Here is a 16,395-nt window from a genome sequence, read left to right on the forward strand (position 1 = left end):
TTTAAAACGTTAATTATTTTGATATTATAACTTGATTCTTTTCTAATTACAAAGTTCCTTATTATTTCGTTTTTATTAGTTACGATTTTTTGGAAGATAATTGTGATTTTTACTGATTCTCGTGCGCGCTCTTATTTGTCATTGTAATTTTAATTACCGCAATTAATGTAATAAGAAGCATTGGAATTAAAACAATATTAATGCCATTCCAGCCCCAATTATTAAATAAACTTCCTGCAAAAAAACTGGCAATACTGATTACTGCAAAAACCGTGAAGTCATGAAATGCTTGTGTTTTTTCTTTCTCTTCAGGTCTATATACTTGTGTTAATAATGCGGATCCACCAATAAACAAGAAGTTCCAACCTAAACCAACAATAAATAATGCCGATACGAAATGTGTAAAATCGGTACCAGAAAGAGCAATGAAAATATAGAGAAACAAAATCGACAATCCAGTTGTAATGATTCTATAAACTCCAAATTTCTGAATGAGGATGCCTGTAAAAAATGAGGGCAAAAACATACCTAACACATGCCATTGAATTACAGTTGCCGAATCATCAGAACTATGACCGAAACCATGCATTGCAATAGGCGTAACCGTCATAGACATTCCCATCACCGCAAATGCTGTAGCTGATGAAAGCACAGCTAAAACGGCATCTTTACTTTTGAAAATTTCTTTTAATGAACGACCTTTTTTTAAAGATTCATTATTTCGAGCTACCGGCTTTGCTTGAAATTTAAGTAACGAAACTACTCCAAATGCCAAGACACTTAAAAGTACAATAGAAAAAAAAGAATATGCATAAGGCATGCTTCCCAAATGCTGTGTAAATCTTGCCAAATTAGGTCCCGCAAATGCTGCAACGACACCTCCGGCAATCACAAAAGAAATGGCTTTACTCTTTGCATTATCCGGCACAGAATCTGCAGCCGCAAAACGATAATACTGTGAAAACCCTTGATAAGCGCCAATCAACATATTTCCAATAGCAAAAATCCAGAACGAATTCTGAACAATTCCATACCAAGAAACTAAGCCAGCAAGAACGCCTATCAATGTTCCAATCATAAAGGCTTTCCTTTGACCTAAATTTTTAATAATTATTGACGCTGGAATCATCATAGCTGCTGCGCCAACTGTAATCATCGCAACTGGAATGGTTGACATGTTTTTATCAGAAGCCATAACCATTCCTACAATTCCTGAAAGTGTAATGACTAATATCGATGCGGTCTGAAATAATGCTTGTGATAAAAACAAGAGGTATACATTATTCCATTTTATTTTAGCTGTCATAATCTTAAAAATTTACAATACAAAATTGTCAAATTAGTTTAATCTTCTTGTTGTGATATTTCTTGTTTGATTTATGAGGTTTACTGATTATTCCGTACTTGTGTAAAATAAAAAACGGTTATGACGTAATGTAATAACCGTTTTTATTTCCCTTTGTTGTTAATATTAATAATTAACTGATAAACCTACTCCAAAGCCCATATCGCTATCATAATGTGTTCTCACACCGATATGTCTTGTAAGGATATATCGCAAATCTGCCATATATTCCATATCCGTATTTACCATAAACCCTGCTCGCAATCTTTTGGAAAGAGGTATATCCTCTCGCATTAGCGAAACACGAAAAATACCATCGTGATATACCTCCGCTTGTACATTAACCAACATAGGTAAGGTATACATAACACCAAGACTAAATGCTCCTCGTTTATCTTTTTTATTTACTTGTCCAAAAAGATTTTTTTCATGCTCATCCATTCCCATTTTACGATAACGCCAGTCGAAACCAATAAAAGGCATCAACCATTGCATTTTTCCTATATAACGACCAAAATGAGTTTCCACTTCGTAACCGTGCATATCATTGTAACCTAATCTCCATTCTGTACCCAAACTATATCGAGCATTCATAAACATCATTTCACCGTCATTACCATTGGTCGCAAAATCATTCTGAGCCATAAAATGGATCATATTACTTTCACGCTGTAACATTTTATAGGCTTTATCCTTATTGGGCAAATAAGGGTTTTTATAATCACCCACAGCAAAAACTTTGTTCATACCTGCCATCATGTGATACAATATATGACAATGAAAAAACCAATCACCTTCTTCATTTGCGAGGAATTCAATGGTATCGGTTTCCATCGGCATAATGTCAATGATGTTTTTCATCGGAGCGTTTTCTCCTTTATCGTTTAGTAATCTAAAATCGAATCCGTGTAAGTGAATAGGATGTCGCATCATCGAATTATTATAGAGTGTAATGCGCAATACTTCGCCTTTCTTTACAGGTATTTTATCGCTTTCAGATAGTACTTTATCATCCATACTCCATACATAACGGTTCATATTTCCGGTCAATGTAAACTTCAATTCTTTTACGGGTGCATTTTTAGGTAGTTCAGTATTATTTGGAGATTTCAGCATGGCATAATTAAGCGTTACAATCTCGCTTAATGCATTCGCATTATAGCGATTTGGATCTTCATTCATATTCATCTCACCATGGTTCATTTGACTATGATCGGTTTTTTCAGCACTTTGCTTCATGTTCATATCTCCATGATCCATTTTGCTATGATCCATAGCTTCGTCCATTTTCTTTACTTTTTTCTTTTCCTCGCCCGTAATCTCTGGATACATAACGACATTCATATCCATTTGATTCCAACTCATATTCATTCCCATATCATCAAGGTCCCCATTCATTTTCATCATATCGTTCATCATTTTCATGCCTTCAAAATATTTAAGACGAGGCATGGCACCCACCATTGTTTTCTCTCCATTCCCGATAAAGTAACTCGTAGATTGGGTACGATCTTCTGTTGTAGCCATGAACTCATAAGCTTTACCATCTTCGGGAATGGTAACCACCACATCATAGGTCTCGGAAACCGCAATTATTAGACGATCAACATCTATAGGTTCTACGTCATTTCCATCACTAGCCACCACTGTCATTTTACCACCAGCATATCTTAACCAGAAGTAGGACGATGCACCTCCGTTAGAAATGCGCAAACGTACTTTATCACCTGCTTTCAAAGGTTTACCATCAATTGATTTTAAATCTGTCAAATGATTTCCATTCATCAATACTTTGTCGTAGTAAACATCACTTACGTCCATCGCCATCATACGTTTCCATTCATTTTTCAGTTTTGTTTTGAAATTTCCTGTACGAATAGCTTCTGCATAACTTTGAGTAGCTCCTTTTTGTATAGCGAACCAGTCGCTTGCGTTATGTAGCATGCGATGAACGTTTTCCGGCTTAAGATTTGTCCATTCACTTAACATAATGGGTATTTCTGGCAAATCGTCAATCCCTTTTCTAAATGTTTTATCATCAGCTCTCTTATGCATGATAAAGCTCCCATACATACCTATCTGTTCTTGCAATCCTGAATGAGAATGATACCAATGCGTTCCAGTTTGAATAATAGGGAAACGATACGTAAAGGTTTCACCAGGTTCAATTGGCATTTGCGTTAAAAAAGGAACTCCGTCTTCTTTATTGGGTAGAAATAATCCGTGCCAATGCAATGAGGTACTTTCTTTAAGTTGATTATGTAACACTATTTCTGCCGTATCGCCTTCAGTAAATTCAAGTGTTGGCATTGGTATTTGCCCATTTACAGCGATTGCTCTTTTTTCTTTGCCTGCATAGTTTACGATGGTATCTTTTACATACAAATCGTAACGTACTACTTTTTGGGCTATACCGACCTGTGATATGAAGAGCGCTAACAGAGTTAGCAGCAACAACTTTTTGTGAAGAAATTTTTTATTATTCATTTTAAAAATCGCATTGGTTATACAAAGATTAAAAGGCATTGCTCAATAAGCAATGCCTTAAAGGTTTTTATTATTTAGTTTCTGCAACTTTGCCACAGGTAAGCATTGATGAGCCATAATAAGGATTTTTAATATCTTTCTCTTTGCTCAACCAATATGCTTTTTTCATAGGACAATACTGATAATAAACAGGTTGAATTACTTTATCAGACGACTTTACCAGTTTCCACATTATAGTAGAAACATCGTTAAAAGCTGCTCTTTGCTTTTCAATATTGTTTCCAGCCTTGTTTAATTTTTCTGTCGCTTTTAACAGATCAGTTTTCTGTGAAAAATTATCTTCACCTTTTACTGCATCGTTGAAAACCGAAATTGCGGTGCTCGCTGCTTTGCTATCACTACTTACTAAAGCGTTTTTTACACTGATGTAACTGTTTAACAGATTGTTTGTGTTTTGTGCAAAGGCAGAAAATCCAAACAACATTACGGTTATTGCTATTATTAACTTTTTCATTTTTTATCTCTTTTTTATGATTAATGAATTGCTTATTATATTATTGTGAAATAGGTTCGGCTTTAAACCCTTTTTTCTTAATAATTGTAACGATTTCGTCTTCGCTGATTCCTTCCGATTTAACCGTAAGGACTTTATCACTATTTGTAGTATCTACATTCCATTCGCTGATACCATTAGCGCTATCTAAATCACCCTGTACTTTAGCAACACAGTTACCACAGTTAAGGTTTGTCTTGAATTGAAGGTTTTTGCTTTCCATTGTTTTGAACTTTTTAATTGTATTTCTTGAGTACAAAGTTCATAAGATAACAGGTAATATTGGTTGTGATATTCCTTGTTTGATTTATGACATTTACTGATTATTTACCATAAAATAGTTCCACTTGTAATATTTCGGGTTTGTTTTGTGACTTTTACTGATTATAGTGTTTGTTATAAATAAGTGAAATACATTTACAGAGGAATAACTAACTAATTATAAAATGTCTATCAAAACCTTTCTATCGGTTTTGCATCGTGCTATGTTATAGCTGGTATACAAGTTCTAAATGCAACTACACTTCATCAAGTGTACACAAATCATGTATCAAAATCATATTATAAAAATAAAAAACAATGACAAATAAATTAAAAAGCGTTGAATACGGTTTAGAAAAAATATTTGAAGGAGCACAAGACTTTCTTCCACTATTAGGAACTGATTATGTAGAATTTTATGTAGGGAATGCCCTTCAGGCAGCGCATTATTACAAAACGGCTTATGGATTCCAATCTGAAGCTTATGCAGGGTTAGAGACCGGAGTAAAAGACAAAGTATCTTATGTGGTAAAACAAGACAAGATCCGTATTATACTGACCACTGCACTTAACTCTTCTTCTCCAATCGGGGAACATGTGAAAAAACATGGAGACGGAATAAAAGTAGTTGCTTTGTGGGTGGAGGATGCCAAAAGTGCATTTGAAGAAACTACCAAACGTGGAGCAAAGCCATTTATGGAACCTACCGTTACTACAGATGAACACGGAGAAGCAATCCAAGCTGGTGTTTTTGTATATGGTGAAACAGTTTTTATGTTTACAGAACGTAAAAATTATAAAGGAATCTTTTTACCTGGATTTACGAAATGGGAATCAGACTATAATCCGGAACCTGTTGGTCTGAAATTTATTGATCATATGGTTGGAAATGTAGGATGGAACGAAATGGATACATGGGTAAAATGGTTTGAAGATGTAATGGGATTTGTTAATTTCTTATCTTTTGACGATAAACAGGTTTCTACTGAATATTCTGCCCTAATGTCAAAAGTTATGGCAAATGGTAATGGAAGAATTAAGTTCCCGATTAACGAGCCTGCTGAAGGTAAAAAGCGTTCTCAAATAGAAGAGTACTTGGATTTTTATGAAGACGCCGGTGTACAGCATTTAGCTTTGGCTACCGATGATATTATTAAAACGGTAGAAGAAATGAAAAAAAGAGGTGTAGAGTTCCTATCCGTTCCGCCACAGGCATATTATGATGCTATACCGGATCGCATCAAAGCTCATGCCGACAATTTCAAGGAAGATTTAAATGAATTGCAAAAACTGGGAATTCTGATTGATGCTGACGAAGAAGGTTATTTGTTACAGATATTTACCAAACCGATTCAGGATAGACCTACATTCTTTTTCGAAATTATTCAAAGAATGGGAGCTAGAGGTTTTGGTGCAGGAAACTTCAAGGCTCTTTTTGAATCAATTGAAAGAGAACAGGAACGCAGAGGTACCTTGTAATGTATAATGTGTAATTTTAGTTTAATATATACAAAGCCCTAAATCTTTTAAGGGCTTTGTTATTAATGACAAACCTTCGGACTAATACTCATAAATTGATAAAAAATGGATGCCGGATTAAATAAAAGACAATCGATAGGATATCTGGATTTTGATGATAAATCTGGAAATAGGATAAATAGCAATACGCTGCTGGAAGATTACTATAAAATCATTTATATGGAGAAAAACGGTAGCATTATTGTGGATTTCGTAGAGTACAGCTTTACAGAAAACGTCTTGCTTTTCTTCAGTATTGGTCAGCATTTTCAAATATCCAAGGAATCTAGAGGAAGTATTATTTATTTCAATCCTGATTTTTATTGCATAGCTTTCCATGATAAAGAGCTTGCCTGTGACGGGCTCCTTTTTGATAATGTATTCGAGATGCCTTATCTAAATTTGTCGACGAATCTGGACATACTTTTCTTAAAACTAATCTCGTCTATAAAAAGAGAAATTAATCAAAAAGATTTTTGGGCTGAAGAAATGATAAAAACATACATCAAACAAATAATCATTTCAGCAACCAGAACTTTGATAAAATCAAATAATGATAGTCAAATCATTTCATATGATAAGGAGTTAGCTAGAAAATTCAGTCAATTGGTCGAGCTTCATTATCGAAAGCACCATAATGTCTCTGACTATGCAAATATGCTGAATATCACACCTAAAAACCTCAATAAAAAAATTGTATCTGAAAAACAGGTAGCACCAAGCATCATTATTAAGCAAAGAATTATTCTTCAGGCTAAAAGGTTACTTGCCAATACAACCTTAAGCATTAAAGAAATTGCTGATTATCTCGGGTATGAAGACTACTCCTATTTTGTGCGATTTTTCAAATCTCAAACGGGTCTACCCCCCCTTTCTTTCCGAAACGCTCTTTAAAGTGTTCGTTAAAGGAAAAAAGTCCTATTAAGAATGAAGTATATGCATTGATGACACGTTTTTTAGATAGTAATTTTGTCAAGTAATTTAAAACAAATTTAAAAATGAAAGCAAAAGTAACAGCTAAGTGGCAAGGTAATTTTAAAAATGGAAGCGGTAATTTCGATGCAGCACATTCAGCCATTGGAAGCAGTGTTTTTAAACACAATAAATCTGAAGGAGAAAATACCGCTACAAATCCAGAAGAATTGATGGCCGCAGCACACGCTGCATGTTATACAATGACGTTAAACTATATACTTACAAGCAAAGGGATTGAGGCAGAATCTTTAGAAACATCTTGTACAATAACAGCAACCAGCTTCGATATTACGAACTCTGATTTAGTGCTAAATGCAAAAATATCAGGTTTAAATGAAGAAGAATTTTTAAACTATGCAGAACAAGCAAAAGCTATGTGTCCGGTAGGAAAAGCTTATAAATTAGAAGTTTCACTAGTAGCTACTCTAAATTAAGACTAATTTCGTTTATTCTTATTAAAAAAGTCACGTTTTATATTCCGTGACTTTTTTAATAATTGAATTAATAGATAGAGGAAAGGCAGATGAAAATATCTGCCTTCTTAAAAATTACCAAATCTGGATTTTAGATCTGTATCAACAATCCGAGAAGTGAAGACAGTAACAGTACACACTTCCAACAGTTTAGTCTGTTTTTCATAATCAATCAATTTAAAGATAAATTTAAAAGTATTTTGTATTTATTTATAGATGTATTGCCTCACCTAAGGCATCTTCAATAGCATCTTTTATGGCTTCACTCATAGTTGGATGTGGAAAGATAGTATCCAATTGCTCGTGCCATGTTGTTTCCAATTTACGCGCAGTTGTGGTTTGAGCTATCAACTCCGTTACATTATAGCCAATCATATGCGTTCCAATCCATTCTCCATACTTGGCATCAAAAATCACTTTTACAAAACCATCAGTAGCACCTACTGCACTCGCTTTACCACTTGCCATCAATGGAAATTTACCTACTTTAATATCCATTCCCGCCTCACGTGCCTGCTTTTCGGTTAGACCAACTGAAGCAATTTCAGGTCCAGTGTAGGTACATGCTGGCATATTTCCGTAATCTAAAGGCGTTGGTTGATGGTCGTATTTACTTTCTTTAAAAGCTATAGCTTCGGCACAAATTACAGCTTCTTTCATCGCTTTGTGAGCCAACGCAGGACCAGGAATAATATCGCCGATTGCATATATATTATCTATATTGGTTTTACACCCTTCATCTACCAGCACTTTTCCACGTTCTGTTTTAATCCCCAACTCTTCAATACCAATATTTTCAAGATTTGTTACAATGCCTACAGCACTTAACAGTATATCCGCTTCCAATACCTGTTCGCCACTACCATCCGTCTTTTTAATTGTAGCTTTTACTCCTGTAGCTGAAACATCTGCTTTTTCTACAGAAGCATGGTAATTATTTCAATTCCTTTTTTCTTAAAGGCTTTTTCCAATTCTTTCGAAATATCTTCATCTTCCACAGGAACAATACGAGGCAAGTATTCCACTACAGTCACTTTAGTACCTATACTGTTATAGAAATAGGCAAATTCTACACCTATCGCTCCACTTCCCACAATGATAATGGATTTGGGTTGTTCAGGTAATACCATTGCCTCACGATAGCCAATGATTTTTTTACCATCTATTGGAAGATTTGGCAATTCTCTAGCTCGTGCACCTGTAGCAAGAACGATGTATTTTGCCTGATAAGTTGCTGTTTTTCCATCTGACCCTTTAACAGTTATTTCATTTTTGGAGATAACTTTACCAACACCGCTAATGACATCAATTTTATTCTTTCTCATCAGAAACTGAACGCCTTTACTCATTTTGTCAGCAACACCGCGACTTCGTTTTATAATGGTAGCAAAATCTGCAGAATACCCATCTACCTTTGCTCCATAGTTTTCTGCATGAGCAAGATATTCAAATACTTCTGCAGATTTCATTAAAGCCTTTGCAGGAATACACCCCCAATTTAAGCAAATTCCTCCTAAGCTTTCCCTTTCTACAATGGCTGTTTTAAGCCCCAATTGTGAAGCTCTAATAGCTGCTACATAGCCTCCTGGACCACTTCCTAAAATAATTACATCATATGTCATAGCATTACTTTTTACGGTTAAATCTTTCTTTAAAGCTATTTAAAATAACATTTACGATTATTGTACGATTTTTTGTTTAATTTATGATTTTTACTGAATTCTAATCTTTCTAATTGTCTTTTATTGCTGGAATAACCAGTACTGGGATTTTTACTAAATGGCGTACTTGATTTATCGTTGCACCATACAATAGATCTTTTAATCCTTTATGCCCATGTGCACCCATTACAATAAGCTCTGCCCCGGATTTATTTACAATCTCTCCAATGCTGTCGGCTGTTTTTCCAAAACCAAGCTTTGCTTCTGCATGATAGCCTTGTTGTTGTAGTTGCTTTACATATTCGTCCAAAAATTCGCGATCTTTTACCGTTTCTTCATCTGTACTATCTTGAAGATGGGAGGCAGAGGCAACACTTTCTACAACGTGTATAAGTGTATAAGTACAATCTTTTCCACCTTGTGTAATAGCATAGTTGATAACCTTTTGGTCAAGTTGTTTGAAATCGACAGTAATGGCAATTTTATTAAATGAAGCATAAAATTTTAATTGCAAAGGTTCAGGTTTATCATGCGGTGTTATTTCACAAAACGCTTTTCTGCTAAACAAAGGATATAATGTGGTATATGCCAACAAGATCATAAAACCAATCCCACCCAAAATGATTAATCCTTTCCAGACTATATTACCTGAAGTAGCAAAGAAAGTGATAGCCTCTTCTACCAATAGTTTGGAGTTGAGATATACCAGTACGATGGTTATAATCCAAGCCGCTATTTTTATTACGGGCTTGATGGCAAATTTGCCCATTGTCTTTTTATCACTTACAAAATGGATAAGAGGAATGACCGCAAAACCTAATTGCATACTTAACACTACCTGGCTGAAGATAAGCAGGCTATCGACATTACCTTCACCATTAATGAGAATTACCAAAGCCGCTGGAACTATGGCAAGTAACCTTGTGATAAGTCTTCGCAACAAAGGGTTCATTCGAAAGCGTAGATAACCTTCCATTACTATTTGTCCGGCAAGCGTACCCGTAATGGTACTGCTTTGTCCGGCAGCAATCAAAGCTACAGCAAATAGTTTTGCTGTAAAATCGCTTCCGAGGTGCTGTGGCAATAATTCATAAGCCTGCTTTAGCTCTGCCACGTCGGAACGTCCGGTTTTATAAAAAACTGTAGCGGCAAGAATTAATATAGCTGCATTTACAAGCAATGCCATATTTAGAGCAATGGCACTATCCCAAAAATTGAGCTTAATTGCTTTTTTGATACTGGCATCATCACGATTAAATTTACGTGTCTGCACCAGTGCAGAGTGTAGGTATAAATTATGTGGCATTACCGTTGCACCGATAATACCGATAGCAATGTACAATGCAGTATCATTCTGTATATGTGGTATCAGTCCTGTTGCAATTTCATCTACATTAGGGTCAGCTACCCATATTTGTACAAGAAACGACATTCCTATAACGAATATCAAACCGATGATAAAGGCTTCGAGCTTGCGCATTCCCCATTTTTGCAAAGTCATCAACAGGAATGTATCTAAGGCTGTAATAGCAACACCCCAAATCAAAGGCATTCCCGTGAGCAACTGTAAACCAATTGCCATCCCCAATATTTCTGCAAGGTCTGTCGCAACAATAGCGACTTCAGCAAGTATATATAATACAAAATTTACCTTCTTAGGATAAGTTTCCCGGTTTGCCTGTGCCAAATCTCTATTTCGAACAATCCCTAACCTGGCAGACAAGCTTTGTAGCAACAAGCCCATAATACTACTCATTACTAAAACCCAGAGTAATGAGTAGCCAAATTGGCTACCACCGGCCAAGCCTGTTGCCCAGTTGCCTGGATCCATATATCCGACACTGACAAGATAAGCCGGTCCAAAAAAAGCCAAAACTCTTCGCCAGCGAGATTGACCAGGAACAGTCGTGTCTACAGAATTATGTACTTCGCTTAATGAAGATTGTGATTGTTTTTTAGCCATTTCACAAATATTTTTAGGATAAAAAAACTGCCGCAAGATTTCTTGCGGCAGTCTAGCTTCTTAGTTAGAACTTCATCTTTTGAATTCGAACCGCATTTAGAATAGCTAATAAAGCTACACCTACATCTGCAAATACGGCTTCCCACATAGTGGCTAATCCTCCTGCACCGAGTATAAGCACTATTGCTTTTACTCCGAATGCCAATGCTATATTTTGAAAGACGATTTTTTTAGTCTGTTTTCCGATATTAATAGCCATTGGTATTTTGGATGGCATATCATCCTGAATGACGACATCAGCAGTTTCAATAGCGGCATCACTACCTAATCCTCCCATTGCAATCCCAGCATCACTCAACGCAATAACAGGCGCATCATTTACACCGTCTCCAACAAACGCCACGCTGCCATTACGGGATTTGATTTCCTTTACTCTATTAACCTTGTCTTCAGGTAATAAATCTCCGTAGGCACTGTCAATGCCCAACTGTCCCGAAACAAACTGAACAACGGTATTTTTATCACCACTCAACATTGTGGTTTTTACACCCATTTTACGCAGCTTTTCAATTGTTGCTTTTGCATCTACCTTAATGCTGTCCGAAATGGTTAAATATCCTACAAACTTTCTATCATAAGCAACAGCTATTACCGTGTAAACGATGTTTGCGGTATCTGCATCATGGCTGATGTTGAATTTATCGAGCAATTTGAAATTACCTACTAAAAGCTCTTTACCGTTAACGGTGGCTTTTAATCCGTGTCCTGCTATTTCTTCAACATTTGCTAAATTTACGTCGGCATCTACCTCTCCCCAATAATTGTGGATTGCCGTTGCAACAGGGTGTGTACTTTGACTTTCCAATACGTTGACGAGGTTGAGAATTTCGTCTTTATTGAATTCTGGTTTGATAAAGACTTCCTGTACTTTGAAAACACCTTCGGTGAGGGTTCCCGTTTTATCCATCACTACATTTTCTACTTTGGCAAGAATATCAAGGAAATTAGACCCTTTAAGCAGAATACCATTTCGACTTGCGGCCCCAATACCACCAAAATAACCCAGAGGGATGGAGATTACCAAAGCGCAAGGACAAGAGATAACAAGGAATACCAATGCTCTATACAACCATTCACTGAATACATAATTATCTACGAAAAGTGCGGGAAGTAAGGTAATAGCAATAGACAGATATACGACTATCGGCGTATAAATTTTGGAAAATTTACGGATAAACAACTCCGTTGGTGCTTTTTGTGATGTAGCATCCTGAACCAGTTCCAAAATTCTGCTCAACTTACTATCCGAATAATCGGTTGTTACCTTTATTTGGCTTACGGTGTTGAGGTTAATCATACCTGCCAATACAGTTTCACCTTTACTTTTTGTATCAGGTTTGCTTTCTCCTGTAAGGGCTGCTGTATTGAAAGAGGCGGTTTCTGAAATTAACTCCCCGTCCAATCCTAATTTTTCGCCCGGCTTTAATTGAATAACATCACCTATGTAGGCATCTTCAGCTTTTACAACAATAGGCTTACCTGCTCTGATAACCGTTACCTCATCAGGGCGTTGGTCTAACAGGGCTTTAATATTACCTTTTGCTCTTGATACTGCAATAGTCTGAAAGACTTCGCCTACGGAGTAGAACAGCATTACAGCTACTGCTTCAGGATATTCGCCAAGTGCAAATGCACCGATTGTTGCAATAGCCATTAAGAAAAATTCTGAAAAGAAATCTTTGTATCTGATACTTTCAACAGCTTCTTTGATTACTGGCAACCCAACAGGCAAATAAGCGATAACGTACCAGGCAATTCTAACCCAACCCGTGAACCAGGTTTGGGGAAAGTAATTATCAAAACCAATAGCAACAAGTAATAAAGCTAAAGATATACCCGCAGGCATAAATAACTGAAAGGTGGTTTTACCCTCTATGTCGTGACTGTGGTCGTGGTCATCACCGTGGCTGTGCCCGTGGTGGTCGTGATTGTGTCCGCTATGGTCATGATCGTTGTGGCTCTCGTGATCGTGTCCACTATGGTCGTGATCGTCGTGATTGGCATCTTTCAACAAATCTGCCGCACCGGCATTTTTATAAATTTTTTCTGTTTTTAAACAGCATAACTGATTACCTTGAGTATCATATTTATGTTTGTGCGGTTTTTTACCCGTAAGATCCAGGCCACCATCATCGGTGCTGCAACATATTTTTGACATAATTATTATTTTTTTAGTAAACTGTATTAGTAGTCGTTTTTAACTAATTCCTATTTGTACAGCAAAATTATAATCTAAATTTGGGAACCTGGTTGCAAATACAAAACTGCTTTTCAGACTCCCCGAAAAACTGATACAAGCCTTAATTTGCTACTAAAAAAACATTAAGGCTTGTAAAATTTTCATCTAAATATGAATAGCTATCTTATCAACATCAAGGCAAGCTTCACGCAAGTTTTCATAATACGTTGGATGCCCGTGCGAAATGCGTGCAATATCTTCTGCTGAAGCTCTGAATGCCATTGCTACAGTCGGTTCACCTATTAAATCAGAGGCTCTTTCACCAATAATGTGAAAACCTAAAATTTCATCCGTTTCCGCATCTGTCAAGACTTTTGCAATACCCTCTGTTTTACCACTTGTGATAGCTCTTCCTGATGCAGAAAAAGGAAATTGTCCTACTTTGTAATTTTTCCCTTCAGTTTTCAGCTCTTCTTCGGTTTTCCCTACACTTGAAACTTCAGGACTGGTATAAACAATTCCAGGAATTAAATTATAATCAATGTGAGGTTTTTGCCCAGCGATGATTTCTGCCACATAAATACCTTCTTCAGACGCTTTGTGAGCAAGCATAGGTCCTACAACAACATCACCGATGGCATAGATTCCTTTTACATTGGTTTCAAGATTGCTATCGGTGGCAACCTGTCCGCGTGGAGTCAATTCAACTCCAACATTTTCCAAACCTAAACCTGTTGTATAAGGTTTTCTACCTATTGCCATTAGACAATAATCCCCTTCAATTGCTACGGTATTACCGTTTTTATCTTCGGCAGTAACGGTTACATTATCACCATTATTGGTTGCTCCGGTAACTTTATGATTTAGCAAAAATTCAAAACCTAAATTCTTTTTTAAAGATTTTTGAAGTTCGACTCCCATTTTTTTGTCCATACTCGGAAGTATTCCTCCTGTATATTCAAGTACGGTTACTTTGCTTCCTAATCTTGCGTAAACCGAACCTAATTCCATTCCGATTACACCACCACCAACTACGATAAGATGTTTCGGAATTTCTTTTAAAACCAACGCTTCGGTAGAACTGATGATTCTTTTTTTATCAATGTCAATTCCCGGAAGCGAAGCGGGCTTAGAGCCCGTCGCTATAATGATATTTTTACCGGTAATTGTTTTTTCTTCGTTTTCGGATTTCAGAAGAATGGTGTTTTTATCCACAAAAGATCCCGTTGCCTGAAATACTTCAACCTTATTCTTCTTCATCAGATAACTTACACCGCCGTTTATTTTAGAAACAACATCTGCTTTTCTGGCAATCATTTTTTCCAAATCAACTTGCAAATTATCAACAGAGATCCCATGAACATTTACGTTATCCTTGATTTCATGGTACCGCTCAGAACTGTCTAACATTGCTTTTGAAGGAATACATCCTACATTTAGACAAGTTCCTCCAAGTACTGCATATTTTTCGATAATAGCTGTTTTTAAGCCTAATTGAGCACAACGGATTGCGGTTACATAGCCACCTGGTCCAGATCCGATAATGATTACATCAAAATTATTTTTCATGATTTTTTTTAAATTATGTTAATGGCTATGACCACCTGTATTACTAAGCTTAGCATTAATAAAAAAAGCACCTTTAGTTACAATCTGAGCATTTTGTGGAATCTCTTTAACCGGAGTAATAGCTGTATATCCCATGTTTGAAGTACCCTTTGCTACTTCAATTTTTTCAAAATTCAATTTCTGTGCTGCTTGGGTAGCATGCTCAGAAGCTTCTTTTTCATTTTTATGCCCATGTGTTGCTTCTCCTTCATCATGACCATGACCATGATCGTCATGACCTCCCTCATTATGTTCTTCCGGTTCCTTATCTGTCTTAATAAATATGTAGTATTTACCATCCGCTTCCACAATTGCCTCATTTGGAACAGCAGAAGTCAACACATCATCAAGACTTACGAGCCCAGTGATATTCATTCCATCTATTAAACCTGATTTGTCTCCAATAATTTCACTATGAACAGCAATTGATTTACTTTCTCCACTAAAAGATGATCCTATAGTAGTTACTTTAGCGGCATAGCTTTTTTGCGGATTATTAGTAATAGTGAAGTTAATTTTCTGTCCTACCTTGATTAATGGAAGATCTTTTTCAAAAACCTGTAAATCTAAATGAATAGAGCTATTATTAATAATTTCAACAATAGGCGAGGAAACGTCCACATAACTTCCAATTTTTGCAAATACATCACTGATGGTACCATCAATTGGACTTGTTACCGTTAGACTTGAACGAAAATTATTATTAGCAATATTGTTGGGGTTAATTCCCATCATCTGAATTTGTTGCTGTAATGAAGCTTTTCTAGCTTTTAGAGTACTTAATTCTGCAGTAGCATTTTGTAAGTTCTTTTTAGCTCCTGCATTTCCTTCGTTCAACTCTCTCTGACGCTCTAACTCTTGTTCTGCAAACGTTATTCTGCTTTGGATGGAAGAGTATTCTTCTTGTAACTGAACAAACTGAGGGTTAGAGATAGTTGCAATCACCTGACCTTTTCTTACATAATCACCAAGTTCAACAGTTAAGGTTTTAATAACTCCACCAAACAAGGAAGTTGCATTAGCTTTGCTCTTATTCGGAACCCGAAGTTTACCGATGGCTTTTAAAGATGCCGTTAGAGACTTTTGCTCAATACTTCCTAATTCAATTCCTGCCGTCTTTATCTGGTCTTCAGTTAACGTTGCTATATTTTCAGCCTCTTCTGAGTGACTTTCTTTTGATGATTCTTGGGAAGTAGAGTGGTCATGTCCATCTCCTTCTTTATGCTCTTTACCTCCACATGATATCAAAAATAAGGATGCTAGAATAATACTTAACACCGATGTTACTTTTATTATATTGACTTTCATTTTG

The 16,395-nt window shown here is 36.3% G+C and carries 11 protein-coding genes and 1 pseudogene; 3 read left to right on the top strand and 9 right to left on the bottom strand.

All coding sequences use genetic code 11. The features are described 5' to 3' along the window. Nucleotides 1-109: 109 nt before the first annotated feature. From BA768_RS11870 to BA768_RS11885, 4 genes are all read right to left on the bottom strand, one after another. Complete coding sequence (locus BA768_RS11870) at nt 110-1,306, bottom strand: MFS transporter (protein WP_038330962.1); 1,197 nt, start codon at nt 1,304-1,306, stop codon at nt 110-112. A 165-nt stretch (nt 1,307-1,471) separates the two neighbouring features. After that, the gene (locus BA768_RS11875) at nt 1,472-3,832 is read right to left on the bottom strand and encodes a multicopper oxidase domain-containing protein (RefSeq protein WP_065720926.1); all 2,361 of its coding nucleotides are present in this window, start codon (nt 3,830-3,832) and stop codon (nt 1,472-1,474) included. Between the two features lie 70 nt (nt 3,833-3,902). After that, a complete protein-coding gene (locus BA768_RS11880; protein WP_065720927.1) occupies nt 3,903-4,346 on the bottom strand; it encodes a DUF3347 domain-containing protein in 444 nt (147 codons plus the stop codon). A gap of 40 nt (nt 4,347-4,386) precedes the next feature. Next, nucleotides 4,387-4,608, bottom strand: coding sequence for a heavy-metal-associated domain-containing protein (locus tag BA768_RS11885; RefSeq protein WP_065720928.1), 222 nt, complete (start codon nt 4,606-4,608; stop codon nt 4,387-4,389). 356 nt (nt 4,609-4,964) lie between these two features. Here BA768_RS11885 and hppD point away from each other — a divergent pair, with 356 nt between their 5' ends. The 3 genes from hppD to BA768_RS11900 all read left to right on the top strand — a co-directional run bounded on the left by hppD (nt 4,965) and on the right by BA768_RS11900 (nt 7,573). Next, nucleotides 4,965-6,125, top strand: a complete 1,161-nt coding sequence (gene hppD, locus BA768_RS11890; RefSeq protein WP_065720929.1) for a 4-hydroxyphenylpyruvate dioxygenase — start codon at nt 4,965-4,967, stop codon at nt 6,123-6,125. A 105-nt stretch (nt 6,126-6,230) separates the two neighbouring features. Further along, entirely contained in the window at nt 6,231-7,058 is an 828-nt protein-coding gene (locus BA768_RS11895; RefSeq protein WP_065720930.1) for an AraC family transcriptional regulator, read from the top strand. Between the two features lie 104 nt (nt 7,059-7,162). Then, nucleotides 7,163-7,573: an OsmC family peroxiredoxin gene (locus BA768_RS11900; protein ID WP_038330952.1), complete on the top strand. Its 411-nt coding sequence runs from the start codon at nt 7,163-7,165 to the stop codon at nt 7,571-7,573. Nucleotides 7,574-7,822: 249 nt separating this feature from the next. On the opposite strand, the pseudogene lpdA (BA768_RS11905) reads toward BA768_RS11900, so the two are convergent. The 5 genes and pseudogenes from lpdA (BA768_RS11905) to BA768_RS11925 all read right to left on the bottom strand — a co-directional run bounded on the left by lpdA (BA768_RS11905) (nt 7,823) and on the right by BA768_RS11925 (nt 16,391). Continuing rightward, nucleotides 7,823-9,234: pseudogene (gene lpdA, locus BA768_RS11905) on the bottom strand (dihydrolipoyl dehydrogenase). Between the two features lie 109 nt (nt 9,235-9,343). Beyond that, entirely contained in the window at nt 9,344-11,236 is a 1,893-nt protein-coding gene (locus tag BA768_RS11910) for an Nramp family divalent metal transporter (protein ID WP_065720931.1), read from the bottom strand. Between the two features lie 64 nt (nt 11,237-11,300). After that, nucleotides 11,301-13,454, bottom strand: a complete 2,154-nt coding sequence (locus BA768_RS11915; RefSeq protein ID WP_065720932.1) for a heavy metal translocating P-type ATPase — start codon at nt 13,452-13,454, stop codon at nt 11,301-11,303. Between the two features lie 186 nt (nt 13,455-13,640). Beyond that, nucleotides 13,641-15,044, bottom strand: coding sequence for a dihydrolipoyl dehydrogenase (lpdA, locus tag BA768_RS11920; RefSeq protein ID WP_065720933.1), 1,404 nt, complete (start codon nt 15,042-15,044; stop codon nt 13,641-13,643). 18 nt (nt 15,045-15,062) lie between these two features. Beyond that, complete coding sequence (locus BA768_RS11925; RefSeq protein WP_083206661.1) at nt 15,063-16,391, bottom strand: efflux RND transporter periplasmic adaptor subunit; 1,329 nt, start codon at nt 16,389-16,391, stop codon at nt 15,063-15,065. Nucleotides 16,392-16,395 lie beyond the last annotated feature (4 nt).

The sequence above is a fragment of the Chryseobacterium sp. CBo1 genome (genome assembly GCF_001693475.1).
Classification (GTDB): domain Bacteria; phylum Bacteroidota; class Bacteroidia; order Flavobacteriales; family Weeksellaceae; genus Chryseobacterium; species Chryseobacterium formosense.